18 protein-coding genes are annotated in these 19689 nt (G+C 63.2%); 8 read left to right on the forward strand and 10 right to left on the reverse strand.

Annotated elements, in window-relative coordinates; translation table 11 throughout:
• Positions 1-14: 14 nt before the first annotated feature.
• Positions 15-302, reverse strand: a complete 288-nt coding sequence (locus HZB49_RS29020) for an usg protein (protein ID WP_291617577.1) — start codon at positions 300-302, stop codon at positions 15-17.
• 378 nt (positions 303-680) lie between these two features.
• On the opposite strand from HZB49_RS29020, the gene groES reads away from it, so the two are divergent.
• Together groES and groL are read left to right on the forward strand one after the other, a co-directional pair.
• Positions 681-998, forward strand: a complete 318-nt coding sequence (groES, locus tag HZB49_RS29025; protein WP_291617578.1) for a co-chaperone GroES — start codon at positions 681-683, stop codon at positions 996-998.
• Positions 999-1139: 141 nt separating this feature from the next.
• On the forward strand, positions 1140-2780 hold the full coding sequence (gene groL, locus HZB49_RS29030) for a chaperonin GroEL (protein WP_291617579.1): 1641 nt from the start codon (positions 1140-1142) through the stop codon (positions 2778-2780).
• Between the two features lie 204 nt (positions 2781-2984).
• Here the strand turns inward: groL and HZB49_RS29035 are convergent, their stop codons facing one another.
• Both HZB49_RS29035 and HZB49_RS29040 read right to left on the reverse strand, forming a co-directional pair.
• Positions 2985-3794, reverse strand: a complete 810-nt coding sequence (locus HZB49_RS29035; RefSeq protein WP_291617580.1) for an outer membrane beta-barrel protein — start codon at positions 3792-3794, stop codon at positions 2985-2987.
• Between the two features lie 203 nt (positions 3795-3997).
• Positions 3998-4549, reverse strand: a complete 552-nt coding sequence (locus tag HZB49_RS29040; protein ID WP_291617581.1) for a GNAT family N-acetyltransferase — start codon at positions 4547-4549, stop codon at positions 3998-4000.
• A gap of 189 nt (positions 4550-4738) precedes the next feature.
• Here HZB49_RS29040 and HZB49_RS29045 point away from each other — a divergent pair, with 189 nt between their 5' ends.
• A complete protein-coding gene (locus HZB49_RS29045; protein ID WP_291617582.1) occupies positions 4739-6082 on the forward strand; it encodes a caspase family protein in 1344 nt (447 codons plus the stop codon).
• Between the two features lie 21 nt (positions 6083-6103).
• Here the strand turns inward: HZB49_RS29045 and HZB49_RS29050 are convergent, their stop codons facing one another.
• The 3 genes from HZB49_RS29050 to HZB49_RS29060 all read right to left on the reverse strand — a co-directional run bounded on the left by HZB49_RS29050 (position 6104) and on the right by HZB49_RS29060 (position 10139).
• Positions 6104-7090, reverse strand: coding sequence for a DUF2778 domain-containing protein (locus HZB49_RS29050; RefSeq protein WP_291617583.1), 987 nt, complete (start codon positions 7088-7090; stop codon positions 6104-6106).
• A gap of 345 nt (positions 7091-7435) precedes the next feature.
• Positions 7436-8956, reverse strand: coding sequence for a glycosyltransferase family 39 protein (locus tag HZB49_RS29055; protein WP_291617584.1), 1521 nt, complete (start codon positions 8954-8956; stop codon positions 7436-7438).
• Positions 8957-9005: 49 nt separating this feature from the next.
• A complete protein-coding gene (locus tag HZB49_RS29060; RefSeq protein WP_291617585.1) occupies positions 9006-10139 on the reverse strand; it encodes a glycosyltransferase family 2 protein in 1134 nt (377 codons plus the stop codon).
• Positions 10140-10372: 233 nt separating this feature from the next.
• Between HZB49_RS29060 and HZB49_RS29065 the strand changes: the two genes are divergently transcribed.
• The 4 genes from HZB49_RS29065 to HZB49_RS29080 all read left to right on the forward strand — a co-directional run bounded on the left by HZB49_RS29065 (position 10373) and on the right by HZB49_RS29080 (position 14429).
• Positions 10373-10966 carry a phasin family protein gene (locus tag HZB49_RS29065; RefSeq protein WP_291617586.1) on the forward strand — a complete coding sequence of 198 codons (594 nt, stop codon included), beginning with the start codon at positions 10373-10375 and terminating at the stop codon, positions 10964-10966.
• 576 nt (positions 10967-11542) lie between these two features.
• Positions 11543-12205, forward strand: a complete 663-nt coding sequence (locus HZB49_RS29070) for a hypothetical protein (protein ID WP_291617587.1) — start codon at positions 11543-11545, stop codon at positions 12203-12205.
• A gap of 266 nt (positions 12206-12471) precedes the next feature.
• A complete protein-coding gene (locus HZB49_RS29075) occupies positions 12472-13293 on the forward strand; it encodes a DUF72 domain-containing protein (protein WP_291617588.1) in 822 nt (273 codons plus the stop codon).
• Between the two features lie 230 nt (positions 13294-13523).
• Entirely contained in the window at positions 13524-14429 is a 906-nt protein-coding gene (locus tag HZB49_RS29080; RefSeq protein WP_291617589.1) for a zinc ribbon domain-containing protein, read from the forward strand.
• Positions 14430-14618: 189 nt separating this feature from the next.
• On the opposite strand, the gene HZB49_RS29085 is transcribed toward HZB49_RS29080, so the two are convergent.
• Positions 14619-15596, reverse strand: a complete 978-nt coding sequence (locus HZB49_RS29085; protein WP_291617680.1) for a tripartite tricarboxylate transporter substrate binding protein — start codon at positions 15594-15596, stop codon at positions 14619-14621.
• Positions 15597-15682: 86 nt separating this feature from the next.
• Positions 15683-16648 (reverse strand): tripartite tricarboxylate transporter substrate binding protein, encoded by a 966-nt coding sequence (locus HZB49_RS29090; RefSeq protein ID WP_291617590.1) that lies wholly within the window; start codon positions 16646-16648, stop codon positions 15683-15685.
• A gap of 175 nt (positions 16649-16823) precedes the next feature.
• Between HZB49_RS29090 and HZB49_RS29095 the strand changes: the two genes are divergently transcribed.
• Positions 16824-17285, forward strand: a complete 462-nt coding sequence (locus HZB49_RS29095) for a DUF488 domain-containing protein (protein WP_291617591.1) — start codon at positions 16824-16826, stop codon at positions 17283-17285.
• A gap of 155 nt (positions 17286-17440) precedes the next feature.
• Here HZB49_RS29095 and HZB49_RS29100 read toward each other — a convergent pair whose 3' ends face one another.
• Positions 17441-18343, reverse strand: a complete 903-nt coding sequence (locus tag HZB49_RS29100; protein WP_291617592.1) for a PhzF family phenazine biosynthesis protein — start codon at positions 18341-18343, stop codon at positions 17441-17443.
• 12 nt (positions 18344-18355) lie between these two features.
• Entirely contained in the window at positions 18356-19654 is a 1299-nt protein-coding gene (locus HZB49_RS29105) for an adenylate/guanylate cyclase domain-containing protein (RefSeq protein ID WP_291617593.1), read from the reverse strand.
• Between the last annotated feature and the right edge of the window lie 35 nt (positions 19655-19689).

Below are 19689 nucleotides of genomic sequence, written 5' to 3' on the forward strand. Positions count from 1 at the left end.
CACCCTACACATTCCTAGTGCAGCTGAAACACCCCGTTCACCGCGCGCAGTTCGGCCGGCTTGATCAGCCGCGAATGCGCCACGGTGACGGAGAACAGCGGTCCCTCGAGCTTTTCCTGCCAGAAGGCGAGGAAATCGTGCAGCGCCGGGAATTTCGGGAACAGATCGTAATTCTGCCAGACGTATGTCTGCAGCAGCGACGGGTGATCCGGCAACCGATACAGGATCTGCGCCGTCGTCAGACCGTAACCCAGCACTTGCTTCCGGAAGTCTTCGGAAACAATCCCAACCCGCGAGACCATGCCTACCTCCATTGAAGGAGCGCATTCACGTGGTGGCCGACTGCCGAGCCACCCCGGCGGAGATGCGCTCACATGAGAGAAATGTGACGCACGCGACCTCTCCATCACAAGCCCAAATGGTTAACGAGTTGTTTAAAATTCGTGCTTTAGCAGCAGCTTACCGCACGTGCTAATACGGGGGTCGCCGCCCCGGCGGGCCGAATTAAGAATGATGAACGAATCTGGCAGGCCCCTGCTCCGATTGCCAATTTTTCTGCTAGAAGCCCTTGCCCAACCCACATCCGTGGCCTAAATCCACTTCAGCCGCTCTGGCACTCGCTGGAGTGGACTGCTAGCACCCCCAATTCAATAAACTCTGCAATAACTTAGGAGGACTGTATGAAATTCCGTCCGCTTCACGACCGCGTCGTGGTCAAGCGCATCGACGCCGAAGAGAAGACCGCAGGCGGCATCATCATTCCCGACACTGCCAAGGAAAAGCCCTCGCAGGGCGAAGTCATCGCCGTCGGCCCGGGTGGCCGCGACGAAGCCGGCAAGCTGATCCCGATCGACATCAAGGTCGGCGACCGCGTGCTGTTCGGCAAGTGGTCCGGCACCGAGGTCAAGATCGACGGTCAGGATCTCCTGATCATGAAGGAAAGCGACATCATGGGCGTCCTCACCGACGTTCCCGCTTCCAAGAAGAAGGCCGCTTAAGGCCGCTCGCTCGCCCTCACCCTGAGGAGCCGGCGCAGCCGGCGTCTCGAAGGGTGAATTCATTTGGCCTCATCCTTCGAGACGCGGACAAGTCCGCTCCTCAGGATGAGGGGATAGAGATCAACTCAAGGACAAATTCAGATGTCAGCTAAAGAAGTCAAATTCGGCGTCGATGCCCGCGACAAGATGCTGCGCGGCGTCGACATCCTTGCCAACGCCGTCAAGGTGACGCTCGGTCCCAAGGGCCGCAACGTCGTGCTCGACAAGTCGTTCGGCGCTCCCCGCATCACCAAGGACGGCGTCACCGTCGCCAAGGAGATCGAGCTCGAGGACAAGTTCGAGAACATGGGCGCCCAGATGGTGCGCGAAGTCGCCTCCAAGGCGGCTGATGCGGCCGGCGACGGCACCACCACCGCCACCGTGCTCGCGGCTGCGATCGTCCGTGAAGGTGCCAAGTCGGTTGCCGCCGGCATGAACCCGATGGATCTGAAGCGCGGTATCGACCTCGCCGTAGACGCCGTGGTCGCCGACCTCGTCAAGAACTCCAAGAAGGTCACCTCGAACGAGGAGATCGCCCAGGTCGGCACCATCTCCGCCAACGGCGACGCCGAGATCGGCAAGTTCCTCTCCGACGCCATGAAGAAGGTCGGCAACGAGGGCGTGATCACGGTCGAGGAAGCCAAGTCGCTCGAGACCGAACTCGACGTCGTCGAGGGCATGCAGTTCGACCGCGGCTACATCTCGCCCTACTTCGTCACCAACGCCGACAAGATGCGCGTCGAGATGGATGACGCCTACATCCTGATCAACGAGAAGAAGCTCTCCTCGCTGAACGAACTGCTGCCGCTGCTGGAAGCCGTGGTGCAGACCGGCAAGCCGCTCGTCATCGTCGCTGAAGACGTCGAAGGTGAAGCGCTCGCCACCCTGGTCGTCAACCGCCTCCGTGGCGGCCTGAAGGTCGCCGCCGTCAAGGCGCCGGGCTTCGGCGATCGCCGCAAGGCCATGCTGCAGGACATCGCGATCCTGACCGGCGGCCAGGCGATCTCGGAAGACCTCGGCATCAAGCTCGAGAACGTCAACCTCTCGATGCTCGGCCGCGCCAAGAAGGTGATGATCGACAAGGAGAACACCACCATCGTCAACGGCGCCGGCAAGAAAGCCGACATCGAAGCGCGCGTTCAGCAGATCAAGGCGCAGATCGAGGAAACCACCTCGGACTACGACCGTGAGAAGCTGCAGGAGCGCCTGGCCAAGCTCGCAGGCGGCGTCGCGGTGATCCGCGTCGGCGGCGCGACCGAGGTCGAGGTGAAGGAGCGCAAGGATCGCGTTGATGACGCGATGCATGCGACCCGTGCGGCTGTGGAAGAAGGCATCGTGCCGGGCGGCGGCGTCGCCCTGCTGCGCGCCTCCGAGCAGCTCAAGCGCATCAAGACCGCGAACGACGACCAGAGGACCGGCGTCGAGATCGTGCGCAAGGCGCTGTCCGCGCCCGCCCGCCAGATCGCAATCAACGCCGGTGAAGACGGCTCCGTCATCGTCGGCAAGATCCTCGAGAAGGACCAGTACGCCTACGGCTTCGACTCGCAGAACGGCGAATACGGCAACCTCGTCACCAAGGGCATCATCGACCCGACCAAGGTGGTCCGCATCGCGATCCAGAACGCGGCTTCCGTCGCGGCGCTGCTGATCACGACCGAAGCCATGGTCGCCGAACTGCCGAAGAAGAACGCCGGCGGCCCCGCCATGCCCCCGGGCGGCGGCATGGGCGGCATGGACTTCTAAGTCCGGCACTTCAAGCCATCCACGAAATGCAAAACCCCGGCAGCGATGCCGGGGTTTTTGTTATGGCCAACTCTCTCCACTCGTCATTCGGGCTCGCGCTTCGCGCGCCCCGGATTGACGAGGATAGTTCTGCTCTCTTGTGCAGCCTACTGTCGCGCTGTCAGACGGCAAGAAAGACCACCGGACCATGCCCGGGCTTGAAGCTCAGTACTTCGCGACGACCGGGCCGCCGAAGTGGTAGTTCACGCCAACCCGGCCAACGTGCTCCTGCACCTTTACGTTAGTGGTCCAGAGGAAGTTGGTCCCTGGGCCACAACCGACACCGCTGACGCAGCGCGCGTTGTAGTTGATGTCGCCGAGGTCAAGGAAGAGGTATTCGCCCTTGACGCTCCAGTTGGGCGCGAACTTCCATTCCGCACCGGCGCCGACGGCGTAACCGAACCGGGTCTCTCTCGCCGATCCCACGTACTGCGTGTCGCTCAGGAAAAACTGGCCGGGGGCGAAAGTGAGCGTCGCCGAGGACTTCACATCCGCTATTGCCGCGCCGCCCGTTGCATACAGCAGCAAGTTCGCGGTGGGCGTGAAGCCGATCCGGCCCCGGATGGTCGAATACCAGGTGAGCTGCTTGCTGACGTCTTCGGTATGCGGCGCCATCAGCCCGCCGCCACCGCCCACGAACGGACCGATCGGGCCGAAATTGGTCGTGGAGTTCAGGCTGCCGGCGCCGTTGATATCGGCCTCCAGGCCGAAAACCCAGCTGCTCGCCTGCCAATTGCAGCCCACCTGAACGCCGCCGGTGCCCGTGGCGTTGTCCGGCCGGTAGCTATGAGCCGTCAGCGCGTTGTTGGTTGGATTGGCGAAGAGGTTGACGGGATTCAGGAAGTCGCCGCCCTGGCGGAAAGAGAAGCGATCATAGCCCCACATTCCGCCGCCGTTAGCGCCGACATAACAACCGGTCCAGGCGACAACGACCGGGGGTGGCGCCTTCGCCTTGACGGCCATATCCGCGGCCATGCCTGCACTGCTCACGAGAGCGAGCGCAGCAGCCGTAACGAGCAACCTTTTCACTATCCCCTCCAGCATCGATTCCGGCTTCCGGCTGGAACTTTACCTTAGGTCGGACTTGTCGACTGTTGCTCGCTTGCTACACCGGCGGAACTTTCGGCCGCGACGTCAAGCGCTATGCCTACCAGAGGCGCGTCGAGGCCGGCGGCAGTTCACACCAACAGCGCGCGCCCGCCGTTCTGATAGTGGTCCTTCGTGATCTCGAAGATCACATAGCGCGTGCCGTCGGATACCGGGCGCTCGAAGAACCCGTCGCGCAGCACGCCGCCGATCTTCTTCATCGCGCCCTGCGAGCGAAAATTCCTCTCGCCGACCCAGAACACCACGGTGTCGGCGAAGCCGAAGGCGTGATCGAGCATCAGCCGCTTCACCTCGCGGTTGGTGGCGCCGCCCCAATGGCTGCGGGCGAGAAAGGTCCAGCCGATCTCGATCTCGCCATCCGCCGGCTTGTGGTCGTGATAGCGGCTCGAGCCGACCAGCCTGTTGCTGGCGCGATCGATGAACACGAAAGCCTTTTTCGATTCGATACCGCCATCGAAGAACTTGCGGAACACCGGCTCGGTGTAGCGGTCGGGCACAGGATGCACCTTCCATATCTCCGGATCGGAAGCTGCCACGAACAGCTGGCGCCAATCGCTCGCGGACATTGGCCGGATGGTGACGGTGGGGCCGACCAGCGTCGGCTGAAAATCGGGCTGGGTCATGCACGCGAAACTATCGCCTGCCCGGGCATGCGCCCATCGATTCATTGCACCGATTGCCCTCCGGTGTCGCGCGGCTTCCGCCGCCGGCCAACAGTGGTCGCAAGAAAACACAATGTAATCGCCTTCACAGAGGCGATCTTGATGTCCGCGCAGGCTGCGATAGTCTGGCGCGATATTGCGGGGGTATTCGTGCGCACATTTTTCAAAATTGGACTTGCGCTGTTCGCCTGCTGGCTGGGCCACGGCGCAGCTTTGGCCGAAACGCGGGTCGCACTCGTGATCGGCAACGGCGCCTACGCCAACAAGGCCGTGTTGCCCAACCCGACGAACGACGCCGAAGACGTGGCGGCAGCGCTGCGCAGGAGCAATTTCGAGGTGATCCTCGGCACCGATCTCGGCCAGGCGCAGATGCAGGAGCTGGCGATCCGTTTCGCCCGCGCCGCCGGTAGGGCTGATGTCGCGATGTTCTACTACAGCGGCCACGCCATGCAGCACAACGGCGTCAACTACCTGATGCCGGTCGACGCCAGGCTCGACGACGAGGCCGACCTCAAGCGCTTCACGCGCGTCGACGATATCCTGAACGACCTGCAGCAGGCGAAGAACTTGCGGATCCTGGTGCTGGATTCCTGCCGCGACAATCCGCTGGCCGAAGGCTTGAAGCGCGCGGCCGGCCCGACGCGCGGCGCTTCCATCGGCCGCGGGCTCAACAAGATGGAGGCCCCGCTCGGCACCATCATCTCGTTCTCGACCCAGGCGGGGCGAACCGCCGACGACGGGCGCGGCCGCAACAGCCCCTACACGTCCGCGTTCCTCAGGCACATCGGAGAACCGCAGGAGATCGGCGAAGTCTTCCGCAACATCAGCGGCGACGTCTACGAGGTCAGCGGCAAGGCGCAGCTCCCCGAGCTGTCGCTATCCATCGTCGGCAAGTTCTACCTGAACGGAACGGTGTCCGTCACCGTAACGCCTGCGGCACCTGCAGCGCCTGCCGATCCCTGCACGCTTGCAGAAGCGCACTGGAAGGCCGCCGACTCCATCGGCACCACTGCTGCCTATGAGGATCATGTCGCCAGATTTCCGGCTTGCGCCTTTGCGACCCTTGCCAAGACGAAGATCGAGGGGCTGAAGCAGAAGACGGCGCTGGCACCGCCAGCGGTCGCGCGCACGGGGCCGGCCGGAAAGACCAGGGATTTCGACGGCTCCTGGGATGTGACGGTCAACTGCCCCGACGTCGGAAAAACACGCGGCTATTCGCGGATGCTTTCGGCCACGGTCACGGATGGTTTTCTTCGCGCCGACGACAGGGAAACCGGCAAGAAGAACTGGCTGGCTATCGACGGCACGATCCCTGCAAGCGGCAAGACGACGCTATCTGCGCGCGGCCTGACCGGAAACAGCGACTTTACCGTCGGCGGCGGCGCGGCCGGCTCGCCCTACTCTTACACGATCGACGCGCAGTTCGAGCGCAGCCGCGGCAGCGGCAAGCGCAACGAGGTGCGCCCTTGCAAGGTCGAATTCGTCAAGCGCTGAGGCTTCGCGTTCCTCGTCGGCTCAGTCGAGACTGGCGAGCACCGCGATCTTGCGGATGCCCTTGTTCCGGTAGGCATCGAGGAAGGCGTAATAGTCCTTGAAGGACACGCAGCCGTTGGACTGGCCGTTGCCACCGAGCATGTAGGTGTGCGCGAGCAACCCGTCGCGGCCGAAGATCTTTTCCTCGCCGCCGATCGGCGTCAGCCGCAGCGCCGGCACGCCGTGGAACAGCGCCTCGCGCGGCTTCAGCGTGTAGATGTGCGGCGGCGTCACGCCCTTCATCCGCACATGCGCGAAGCGCGGATCGTCCATCCTGGAGCCGAGGCCGGAATGCGCCTCGAGCTGGGTGCCGTCGGGCAGATACACGGTCTTGTTGGTGATGACGTAGACCGCGGTCTCCTTGTCGTAAGGCGGCTTGCCGCCGAGCATCGGGTTCTGTTCCGCCGGCACGATGCTGCCGGTGACGCTGATATCGGCGGAAGCGTAGGCGAGCAGCACGCCGTGCGACGGCTCCTTGCCCCACAGCTTTTCCACCATCGACGGCTTTTCCTGGCCGATCGACATCACCGCGGCCTTGGCGCGCTGCGCCATGTCCCCGATCGACTTGCCGGACTTTCCGCTCACGCGCTCGACCGGCTTCGTCGCGGGCGGGGCCATCGCGATCTGAACCGAAGCGGAGGCGCTGGTTTTCTTCGCGGGCTCCGCTGGCAGCGAGACCTCGATCGAGGGCGTTAGAGAAGCGAGTTGCGGACCCTGCGCCGGCTGCGGCGCCACGCCGTCGGCCGAGAAAGCCGCAAACCGTTCGTTAAACATAACCGAAGGAACCGCGGCGACGCTCTCGGTTTTCGGCACCGCCGCGGTCGCATGCGGCAGATCGCCGAACACGGTGGTGATGATCGCTGCCGGCGCCTTGCGCACGATCGAGCTCATCTGCCGTTTCGCCACCGGCACTTCGACGCTCGCATGGATCGACGGATAGATGCTGGCGCCGAGAATGTTGCTGTACACCGTCCAGCCGCAGCCGATCACAAGGCCCGCAACGGCTGCAGTGCCTGCAAATCCGGTAAACCTGGCTTGACGAGAATGACGACGCTTCCGGGCCGGAAGGCCAAACGCACTGCTACTCGTACTCATACGCCCTTCGCCCAGACCAATTCCAAAACGTCCCTCTCGATGCGCGTCACGCAAAAATCGCGTCGCATCTCGCAGAGGCGCGGAGCGTCATTAAGGCGACTTTTAGTTAAATGCGGATTAAACGCAGGCCATTGTTAGGCAAGGGGAATTCGCGATATGTTCCCGCAAATTCCCGCGGGTATTTTTGCGGGCCTGTTCCGTTTTGGCGCACTCAAAAAACTACCTTTGCAGTTCCGGCGGCGGCGAACGATCGAGGGGATCGCCGCCCTTCGGCTGCTCCAGCAGTTCCAGCAGATAGGTCTCGACCACCAGCGGCCCGCGCTTGCGCTGGACTTCGCCGACCATCTCGACGCGCGCAAAATAGTTCTTCAGGAACGGCCGGCCGGTGGGCAAGGCATCGTCGACATAGAGCAGCTTGCCCCTGAGCAGCGCCGCATCGGGCTCGCGCATGTTGACCCAGCGGATGCGCTGGCTCTGCTGCGCCACGCAGGTGCCTTTGGGCATATAGAACGCAAGCCATCCCGTCGTGCCGTAATCGGGCGCCAGCACGCATGTCGCACCGACGCGCACGCGCACGGATTCGATCTCGCGCGCGATCTCGCGCCAGCCGACGCCGACGCTGCGCACGGTGGCGTCGCGGCGATAGCCCGACAACATGCCGGTATTGGCCTGCACGATCAGCGCCGCGAACAGCACGATGCCTGTCGGCGCCGCCCAACGCCGGCAGAAATCGGCGAGCTGTTTGCGCCTTCCCTCCCATGGCGTGAGGTTGGCGGCGACCGCTGCGGCTACCGCAAACGCCGGATAGACCGGCGCAAACCAGTTGGCCTCGACGCGCGCGTGCAGCGAGTGCCAGACGAAATAGGCCACGATGGTCCAGAACATCGTGTTGACCAGCATCCGCGCCGCAAAGGCGCCCGAACTCCGCCATGCCATCGCATGCAGCCCCATGGCGCCGAGGATAAACACCAGTGGCGTTGCAAACGCCACCTGCGTCGGCACCAGCTCCGCAATGAAGCCTGGACGGAAATCGTCGATGCGCGCGCGGCCGAGCTGCTTGATGAAGGACACCCACTGGTGATCGGCGTTCCAGAGGATGACGGGCGCAAACAGCACGAGCGCGACGAGGCCGCCGACATAGAGCCAGGGCGAGAGCAGCCAGCGCCGCAGTTTCGGCACCGCGACCAGCCAGAGCAGGATCGCAGGTCCGAAGAACATTGCCGTGTATTTCGACAGCAGCGCACAGCCCGCCGCGGCCCCGACCGCAAGCCACCATGCGCCGCGCCCGGTCTCCAGCACCTTCGCCAGGAACAGCAGCACGAAGCTCGAGGCCACCAGCAGCGGCGCATCCGGCGTCACGATCAGCGTACCGACGGCGGCCACCAGGGTGACATTGAGCAGGATCGTCGCGGATGCCGCGACGCGCGTGCCGCCGAACAGGATTTCGGTCGCGCGCCAGATCGCAAAGCTCATCGGCAGCGCCAGCAGGACCGAAACCAGCCGTACGCCGAATTCGGTGTCGCCGGCAATCATCGTGCCGGCGCGGATCACGAAGGCCACCATCGGCGGATGGTCGTAATAGCCGCCCGCAAGACTCTTCGACCACATCCAGTAATAGGCTTCGTCGAAGGTGAGCGGCGTGAAGGCGGCCGCGACGAGGCGCAGCGCCACCAGCGCTGCGACGGTCAGGATGGTGTTGGTGATGAGCCGCCGGTCGCCGGGACTCTTGGTTTGAAGCATGATCTTTTCCGAAAACCGGTCCCCACCCTGCGGGATCATGCTTTGAGTTTCATCGCTTGCGCCAGACGAACAGTCCGGACATCGCGTAGTTCCAGACCACGCCCATCAGCGCGCCGGCCGCGCCCGCCAGCCACCAGATCGGCTCCTGGTCGTAGACCGAGAACGCGACGCCGACATTGGCAAACAGGCCGACGCTGCACACCACGTAGAACAGCAAGAGGCCGCGCACGAGGCCAAAACCCGTCAGCCGCTGGTCGCGATAGGTCAGGAAATTGTTGAGGATGAAATTGCTGGTCATGGCGACGACGGCGCCCATCAGCTGCGCTTCCGCGAACGGCAGCCTGAGAAGCCGCAGCGCGATGAACAGCGTCGTCAGGTGCACGACGAGGCCGGACGTGCCGACCAGCCCGAACAGGATGAAGCGCAGCGAGATCACGTCGCCGGTGAGCTTTGCCAGCACCAGGCCGAGGAAATCCATCGCCACCATGGAGTCGAGCTTGCTCTCGCCATGCAGCCGCGTGCCGAAGGTGAAGGGCACCTCCTTCGTGCGCAGCTCGCCGCGGGCGGTGGCGATGATGTCGAGCAGGATCTTGAAGCCCTGCGTCGACAGCTCCGGCGCCAGCTTCTCGAAGCGGTCGCGGCGGATCGCGAAGAATCCGCTCATGGGATCGGAGACCTTGACGCCGAGCGTGCGCTTTGCGACCTCGGTCGCAAAGGCGCTGATGCCGGCGCGCTGCTTGTCGAAGCTGTCGGCGCTGCCGCCCTCGACATAGCGGCTGCCGATCACGAGCTCCGCCTCGCCGCTCCTGAGCAGCGCCAGCATCTTCGGCAGCTGCGTCTCGTCATGCTGCAGGTCGGCGTCGATCACGGCGGCATAGGGCGCGCTGGACGCCAGGATGCCCTCGATGCAGGCGCCGGACAGGCCGCGCCGTCCGATGCGGCGGATGCAGCGCACGCGCGGGTCGCGGCGCGACAGCTCGCGCACCACCTGCCAGGTGTGGTCGGGCGAATTGTCGTCGACGAACACGACCTCCCACGGGGTCGCGCCGAACGTCGCCTCCAGCCGCTGGTACAGCGTGGTGACGTTGTCGCGCTCGTTGAAGGTCGGGACGACCACCGAAATTTCCGGCAAGGCGGCTGCCTGCCGGGCGATTTCGGGGCCCGGATTGATGGCCTCGTTCATGCGGCAGTCGTATAGCCGCCGGCCCCCGCGCTGCCAAGGCGCAGTTCCCCCGACAAGGCGGCAAATGCCCGGAAAACGGGCCGAATCCGGCCTCCCGCGGGGCGGTGGAACGGCGTTTTGCAAAATTCCAAATCTCTCCACATCGGCGCCGCGCAACCAACAACCCGAAACCGCGAAACCAGCGCAAACGGCGCGGAGTCTCGCCTCGATTCGAACTGTGGAGGCATGAGGAAATGACTGATCTGGACCAGCGAAAGCCGGGCGGAAAATCCGACCGGCGCAAGCAGAAGCGCAACAAGAAGGCCGAGCGGCAACAGAACTCCGCGCAGGACCCGGTGCAGGCCATGAGCGAGCCGATCGAGGCGGCTGCGATGGCGTCAGCCGAGCCGGTCGCGAGCATAGCCGCCGTCGAAGCGGCGCCGGCCGAGCCCGTGGAGCGCGTGGCTTCCTTCAGGGAGCGCATGGCGGCAGCCATGCCGCCGGCGGATGCCGCTCCGGCCAAACCGGCCAAGCCAGAGCCGGCCAAGCCGGCCGACGTCGCGCAGCCTGCCCCCTCGCCCGCCGCGGCCCCGGCCGACGGCATCCAGGCGATCGCCAACGCCTATCGGGACTACACGAAGAAGTCGCTCGAGGACGCGCAGTCGTTTGCCGAAAAGCTCACGGCCGCCCGCTCGCTGGACAAGGCGATGGAGGCGCAGACCGAATTCGCGAGAAAGGCCTGCGAGACCTTCGCCGCCGACTCGCAAAAGATCCGCGAACTGCATCGTGAGCTGTTCTGGCAGGCGTTCAGGCTGCCGAACTGGCCGCCCGGCCGCACGTCGCGCTAGGTCTGGAAATGACAACGACCACGAAATGAGGCGCGCGTACATCCGGCGCAGCCGTTTCGTGGTCGTCTAGGGCGCCGGAACTTCTTGCAAGCTCGACGTCGCCATTAGAACCTAAATAGGAACGCCAGGTTCACTTCGCAAGGGGGCCGTAACGGCCGATTCCTGCGCTAGTTCGGCACTTCCCGGATCACCGGCCCGCGCGGACCCGGCGCGGCGGGCGCCGGAGCCTTCTGCGCGGCCGGCGCAGCGGCCGGACTCGTGGCCTTGCCGAACGGCCCCGTCGGCCCGTAGGCAAACGCCACCACCAAAACGATTATCGCAATAACGCCGCCAAAAACGCCTGCAAACGACTGAGAATCCATAACCAGACAATCCCTTCGCTCGTGGCGGATTGATATCACGGAAGCGCACGGCAGAGGAATAGGTCTGGGCCACCATAGGGGGCGAACGGAGCCGTTGCTCCAAATCCAGACCTCGGCCTATTTCTCTCAAATAGAACCAGCCTAACCATTTGGCCTCTTGCGGACTCTGCAGATCGATTGCACGATGCACCTCTTCTACCATGGGGTGTTTTCGATGAAATCTTCGATCTTAGCTATTTCGACTGCCGCCTTGATATCTACCGCCGCCAACGCTCAAACGAGCGCATCTACCTTGGAGACATCATCGCCTGAGCAATTTGCCATTTGTGACGTCCGGCAAGTCATCACCAAGGAAACGCTTGCAAAAGTTCCCGCTCAAGCAAGCGGGGGCTGCGACACCGGAGGTGGTGGAGAAAAATCTTGCCAAGTCAACGTCGGAGCCACGGCCCCGAACTACATTCTAGACAGAGGCGATACGCGCAACGCGTGCTTCAAATTGCCGGACGGCGGGGATAATCCGTGTGCGTTCGTTCGCTACGGGCCCGTTGTCTTTTCCTCCAACACAGCCGCCTCCCAGACTATGTCAACGGATTCCGGACGAGTGGCTGTACAACTCGTAGTCGGCCAGTTTCAAGTCAACACCTCTGCCGATGAGTCAGTCATACAGAGCAATCTTCGACTAGTTGTCGGCCGACAATTTATCATCAAGCGAACGAGAGCATCGAACAGCACAGTCAGCCTTGAGTGCAAAAAGCCAAATGGCGAGCAGTTCATAAACTTAATTCCGGGCGAGGATCACTCCGGCGGCAAAATCAAGCAAGTCAGTGTAGAGAACGGAGGAGCGTTTGACCTGTATGTGCTGCAAGTTGTGAGGTAACACTCTAATCCTCTCCAGCTTTGCGTTTTGGAAGTCACGAGACTGCATCGTGGCTTCCATTTTTTTCCGCCTGCTTGCAAGACAACGAGGGCATCTCGCGATTTGTAGATTTGGGTCTCATTGGAAACTCTTCTGCGAAGCAGTTGCCGTACTAGGGGTTGGCCCGCCTCTAGCTGCTGCCACTGCCAGCATTCTCAAGCTAACTGGCCATGGGCAATCTGTTTGGTTAGGCTATTTCCGGTTTTGAGCGTCCAAGTGAGCTTCCCTTGACCAAATCCCCCAAAGACGCCGCCAGGAGCGGCAGCATCTATATCGGCATCGGCGGCTGGACCTTCGAGCCGTGGCGCGGCGTGTTCTATCCGGAGAAGCTGACGCAGGCGAAGGAGCTGTCCTACGCCGCCTCGAAGCTGACCTCGATCGAGATCAACGGCACCTATTACGGCTCGCAGAAGCCGGAGAGTTTTCGCAAATGGGCGAGCGAAGTGCCGGACGGTTTCGTGTTCTCCCTGAAGGGCCCGCGCTTTGCCACCAACCGCCGCGTGCTGGCGGAGGCCGGCGACTCCATCAAGCGCTTCTACGATTCCGGCGTGCTGGAGCTGCGCGACCGCCTCGGCCCTGTGCTCTGGCAGTTTGCGCCGACCAAGAAGTTCGACGGCGCCGATTTCGGCAAGTTCCTCGAGCTGTTGCCGAAGAAGCTCGACGGCCGCGCGCTGCGCCATGTCGTGGAAGTCCGGCACGACAGTTTTTGCGTGCCCGAATTCATCGCCCTGATCCGCCAGTTCGAGACGCCGGTGGTGTTCGCCGAGCACGGCAAGTATCCGGCGATCGCCGACGTCGCCAGCGACTTCGTCTATGCGCGCCTGCAGAAGGGCAATGACGAATTGAAGACCTGCTATCCGCCGAAACAGCTCGATGCCTGGGCGGAGCGCTTCAAGGCCTGGGCCTCCGGCGGCGAGCCGGACGATCTGCCGAAGGTCGAAAAGACCAAGCCGAAGAAGATGCCGCGCGACGTCTACGCCTACGTCATCCACGAGGGCAAGGTGCGCGCGCCGGCCGGCGCGATGGAGCTGATCGAGCGGGTGAAATAGCGTCGATCACGCCATATGATTCCGCTGGGGAAGCGATTCGCCACGAGGGGACATTTGCCTCAAGTCGAGAAAGACCGTGAAGCGATAGGCGAAGCCTGCTTTCGCGCCGACAGCCCGGCGTGCTTATGCGTTCGAGACCTCGCTCATGGTATCGTCGATGGGCCCTAAATGGCCGATTCACAACATGCTGGCGAGCCGCGCATTTGCGACGCCCATGTGGGAGGATGCATATGCAATGCACCAAGTGCCAGAGCGAAGTGAGCGAGAATGCCCGCTACTGTGCGGCCTGCGGAAGGTCACTCACCACCTCCGCGCATTGCAGAAAGTGTCACCATCCGAGAAACAATGGCGCCTTCTGCGAAAACTGCGGACTGCGCCATGTACCGGAATATGAGGACGACTCTTTCATCGAAGAGATCGCCAAACGGATTCTAAGTAGTCTTCAGAAGAAAGGAATTGGCTTTACCCATCTATTTATGGCGGCGTCTACGCGTTGGCTTGGCACAATGAAAGATGGCTGGGCCGGTGAGGAATTGGCATACCTTGTCGGGCTGTTCCTGACGTATGGGATCGTGTGGCTCAATGAGTCCCAGTTGTTCGGCGCGTACGTCTTTGTGTTTGCACTCATGCCTTATGCTGCGTACCGATTGCTTGATATCCTTTCATACGAACTGAAAATTGTGTTCTTGGATCGACACCTGGATGCGGCCAAATGGGGCGGGCACCTGCTCTCCGTGGACCGACGAATGATACTTCTATTTATTCATCTTTTGGATTTTATTGGGTGCTACGCGATTCTCTACCTTGGCATAGTTGCCCTTGAGCCGAAGCAAGCCTTTACAGATCCATCTCTCAAGTCGTCTGTTGAAGCCCTCTACTTCAGTGTCGTAGTCGCTTCATTTACCGGGCTTAGCGCAGTGACTCCAGTGTCAGCCTGGGCACGCCTCCTTGTAATGTCCGAGATATTGTTGAATCTGGTATTGTTAACAATGCTCTTTTCGACCATTGTCGGGTCGTTGGGGAGCTTGACAGAAATGATGCCACGCCCACCCAAGGCACCTCGCATATTTCCTCATGGGAGTCACGGTGTCATTGACAGTGACTCACGTGACAGAGGTCGCGGCGAGGCGACGTAGTCCCGATATTGACGAGGCTCTGCAATAGAAGCCTGCGGACGCCTGCAACAGCACGCAATCTTATTCCTTCTGCTCCGCATCAAATCAGGTCCGCGAGCCAACAGAACGCAGCTTACGCGCGCGGTCGGGTCGCTAGCGGTGCGTGGTAGACTCGGCAAGCTTCGCCCGACACGACTATGGGCCCGCGAGCTAATCGACCTTGGCGCCGGCGAACTTCACCACCTTGCCCCATTTTTCGGTCTCGTCGGCCAAGAGCTTGGCGAAATCGGCAGGCGAGCCCGGCAGCAGGATGGCGCCGTACTCCGAGAACTTTGCCTTTACCTTGGGGTCGGCGAGGATCTCGTTGACGGCCTTGTTCAGCCTGTCGACGATTTCAGGCGACGTGCCTTTCGGTGCGCCGATTCCATACCAGGCGCTCGCCTCATAGCCCGGCAGGAAATCGGCGACTGTGGGCAAATCGGGGAGTACCTCCGATCGCGCCGTGCTGGTCACCGCCAGGCCGCGCAGCTTTCCTGACTTCACGTGCTCGGCGCATGTCGGCAGGTTGTCGAACATCACCTGCACCTGTCCGGCAATCAGATCGGTCAGCGCCGGTGCGCCGCCGCGATAGGGCACGTGGACCATGTTGATGCCGGTCATCATCTTGAACAGCTCGCCCGACATATGGATGGTCGAGCCATTGCCGGAAGAGGCCATGTTGAGCTTGCCGGGATGGGCCTTGGCGTATTCGATCAATTCGGGGACGGTTTTGACCGGCAGCGACGGATGGACCACCACGACATTGGGAAAGCGGATCAGCCCTGCGATCGGCTCCACTTCCCTGATGAAGTTGAAATTCAGCTTGTCGTAAAGCGTCGCATTGATGGCGTTGGCCGGCGCGACGAGCAGCAGCGTGTAGCCATCCGGAGCCGAGCGAAGCACGGCCTCGGTGGCGATGTTGGTGCTCGCGCCCGGCCGGTGCTCAACGACAAACGATTGGCCCAGCTTTTCCGACAGCCATTGGCCCATGAGACGGGCCGTGAGATCCGCCGACCCGCCCGGCGTATAACCGATGATCAGACGTACCGGCCGGTTCGGCCAGGCCTGGGCGCGCGCCAGCCGTGAGGACGCGGGAAGCGCGATTGCACCGGACGCAAGCTGCAGCAAACGACGACGCGACAATTTCATGATGAGTCTCACGAAGGTTTCCTGGCACTACGGAAAGCCTACAACAGGACATCTCGGTGTGGCAAAGCCTTCCGCTGATGCCTCTTCTAGTCCAGCTTGATCCCGGCCTCGCGGATCAGTTTCGTCCAGCTCGCATGCTCCGCCGCGACGAAGGGCTCCAGCCCATCGGGCATGTCCCAGACCTCGCCGCCGGTCTTCTCGAACCGTTCCTTCAGTTCCGGCAGCACCGCACGGATATCGCTGCGCAGCTTTTCGATCACGCCTCGCGGCGTCTTTGCCGGCACGAAGATGCCGAGCCAGGAATCGACGTCGAGTCCGCTGACGCCGGCTTCCGACAGCGTGGGAACGTCGGGCGCCAGCGGGCTGCGTTTCGACGACAGCACGGCGATGCCCCGCGCCTGCCCGGATTGCACGTAAGGCAGGCCGGCGGCGATGGAATCGAAGAACAGGTCGATGCGGCCGGCCAACAAATCGGTGAATGCCGGCGGCGAGCCCTTGTAGGGCACCTCCTGCAGCTTCACGCCGGCCGCCTTCATGAAGGCGGCGGCGGCGAGATGCTGCCCGGTGCCGACGCCGGCGGTGGCAACCGAAATCGAGCCGGGTTTTTCCTTCGCCGCGGCCACGATCTCCTTCACGCTCGCCTGCTGCAGATCCTTGCGGCCGACCATGACATAGCCGAAGCGATAGACCATCGCGACCGGCACAAAGTCCCGCTGCGGATCGTAGCCGAGCTTGGAGTAGAGCGCGGAATTGAACGCCATGTTGGAGAGGCCGCCGACCACGAGCGTGTAGCCGTCCGGCTCGCTCTGCGCGGCGGCCTGCGTTCCCACCACGGTGCCCGCGCCCGGCTTGTTCTCGACGAAGAAGGATTGCCCCGTGCGTTTCGACAAGGCATCGGCGAGCGCGCGCCCCACCAGGTCGTAGCTGCCGCCGGGCCCGATCGGAACGATGATCTTGACCGGGCGTTCCGGATACGGGGCCTGCGCTTGCACGGGCGGGCCGAACGCGAACGTGACGGCAATTGCTGCCAGCAACCGGCGAAGCCAAACCATCCTGCCCTCCCCTGTGCGGCCGATTTGACGGCTCGTGCCTGGCAGAATAATGCGGCATCCTGCATGTGGCGGCAATGCACGATGCCATCGGCAACATAACCTCGCCGGTTATGGCGCGCAGAAAAATGGCGGCATAAATTCTCTCTCAGGCAAGACCGGGACCCGGGAATACACTATGGCGCGCAAGGCAAAACTCTTCACCATCGGCTATGAGCAGACGCCGCCCAAGGCGGTGCTGGACGAGCTTGAGGAAGCCGGCGTCAAGCTCCTGGTCGACGTGCGCGCGGTGACGTCGTCGCGTCGCCCCGGCTTCTCCAAGAACCAGCTTGCCGCGGGCCTCGACGAGCGCGGCATCGGCTATGTCCATCTCGCTGCGCTCGGCACGCCCAGGGAAGGCCGCCTCGCCGCCCGCAGCGGCAACTTCGATCTGCTGCAGCGGATCTTCTCGAAGCACCTGAAGACGCCGCATGCCAAGGAAGAGCTCGACGAGCTTTCCGCGCTGGTGAAGAAGGCCGGCCCCGTCTGCCTGCTCTGCTACGAGCGCGACCACAGCCATTGCCACCGGCAATGGATCGCGGAGATCATCGAGGAACGCAACGGCGTGAAGGTGGAGAACCTGGCGGGACGGCAGGTCTAGGCCGAGCTGTCGCCCCGGACAAGTTTCGTAGGGTGGGTTAGCCGGGCCACGTGCACTGAAAGCTCAACGCGCGAGGCAGAAGGCGTAACCCACCGATGCCGCGCAAAGAACGGTGGGTTACGCTTCGCTAACCCACCCTACGGTCTCACGTCAGCCTAAACCTGCAACACCCCTTCCATCATCTGCACGCAATTGCCGCCGACATGCGTTGCGACGACCACACCGTTCTGCTTGATCGCGCGCGTCAGCAAGAGGCTCGGCCGGCCCATGTCAAAGCCCTGGCCGATGCGCAAGGCCATCTCGCCGTCGCGCATCGCGTCGAGACCGGCGAGGAAGGCCGCGGCGGCGCCGGTGGCACTGCCGGTGGCGGGATCCTCGGACAGGCCGGCGGCGCCCGGATGGAACATGCGAGCCTGCAAGTCGAGCGGCTGCTCGAATGCCGGCACATCGCGTGTGTAGAAGTAGACGGCATCGGCGCCGACGGCGGGAAAAATCTTCCAGAATGCCGCCGCATCCGGCCTGGCGCGCCGCAGCGCCTCGCGCGACGCGACCTCCACGATCAGGAACGGCAGGCCGACGGAGGCAATCTGCGGCGGATGACGGTCGGTCCTGATATCGGCAGCCGACAGCGACAGGATGGCGGCCGCTTCCCGAGCGTCGACCGTCGCTCCCTTCGACAGCGGCTTCGGCGCGGCAAACTCCGAGCCAACGACCCTGCCCTGCGCCGTCAGGATCTCGACCGGCACCAGCCCCGCCTTCTCCTCGAACTTCAGCCGCGCGGGAGGCGTTGCCGCCTGCGTCGCCAGCACGAAGGCGGTGCCGACATTGGGGTGGCCGGCGAAGGGAAGTTCGGAGCGCACGGTGAAGATGCGCACATTGGCATCGTTGGCCTTCTCGGCCGGCGGCAGCACGAACGTCGTCTCCGAATAATTGAACTCGGTGGCGATCGCCTGCATCTGATCGGTCGAAAGCCCTTCGGCGTCGAGCACCACGGCAAGCGGGTTGCCGCCGAAGGCGCGGTCGGTGAAGACGTCGACGGTGATGTAACGGCGCTGCATGCAACTCACTCCCTAACCCAATTGCCACACCGCCATCGGGCGGTCGTATCCGCGGATCGGCACCTCGCCGAGCGCGACCGCATCCTTCGCCTCCTCGCCGAGCGCATCGCGCACCGCCTGCGAGATCAGGAATTGCGAATTGAAATCCTTGTTGAGCGCCTCGATCCGCGCCGCGAAGTTCACGGTGTCGCCGATCACGGTGTATTCCTTGCGCCGCGGCGAGCCGATGCTGCCGGCAACGACCTCGCCGATATGGACGCCGATGCCGATGCGCAGCGGCCAGGCCGTCGCCTTGTTGACCCGCGCGTTGGCCTCGAGCATTTCCCGCGCCGCCGCAACTGCGCGGTGGGCGGGGTCCGGCGCCTCCAGCGGCGCGCCGAACAGCGCGAGAAAACCGTCGCCGAGAAACTTGTTCACGATGCCGCCGTGGCGGTCGAGGATGTCGACCAGCACCGCGAAGGCGCCGTCGAGGCGGTCCACAACCTCCTGCGGCGAGCGCTCGCGGGCGCCTGCTGTGAAACTGCGGAAATCGACGAACATCACGGCGACGCGGCGGATATCGCTCTCGGTGCTGGTGCCTTCCGCCATCAGGCGCTCCACTACCTGCGGCGAGACATGCTGGCCGAACAGATTGGTGATGCGGTCGCGCGCGGTGGCCGCCTTGATGCTGGCCTCGAACTGCCGGCGCAGCTGGTGACCCACCGCTCCCGCCAGTACCCCGCAGACCAGGATGATCAGGCTGCGCGCGGCGTTATAGAACAGGTCCGGCGGCGGATCCGGATGATAGAACATCGCCATGGCCAACAACTCGCATGCAGCGACGAAACCGGTGAAGGTCGACAGCCAGAAATCCAGCCGCAGCGTCGAGAGGATGATGAAGATGAAATAGGTCATCGGCACCACGAAGCCGAGCGCCTGCACCGGGCCCATGGCGTTGATATGCAGCGCCAGCGCCAACGTCGGCAGCGAGGTCTCGATCAAGGCGCCGAGATAGCGGCGGAACACCGGAAGGTCGCGATTGAGAGCGAGATGCCGGCTGATGACGGCATGCACCCACAGCTCGAACAGGATGAACGGGACCAGGATCGAATAGAGATAGACGGGCTTGAGGTGCCCCATCCAGACCCGGCCCACGGCCTCGGGCGCAACCAGGTAGACGGTCCAGAGGATGGCCCCGAGCAGCGCCGCGGTCCCGATCAACGCCTTGATCCGGATCAGCTCGGTGCGGAGGATTTCCTGCGTCAGCGCAGCGTCGAAGTCGGAGGACACCGCCTCGCGCTTCCTGCCTCCCCATGGCGTCAGAAGAACCATCGTTGCTTCTCGGGTCGAATTGCACCGAACGAGCC

The organism is Bradyrhizobium sp. (genome assembly GCF_016219575.1).
Classification (GTDB): Bacteria; Pseudomonadota; Alphaproteobacteria; order Rhizobiales; family Xanthobacteraceae; genus Bradyrhizobium.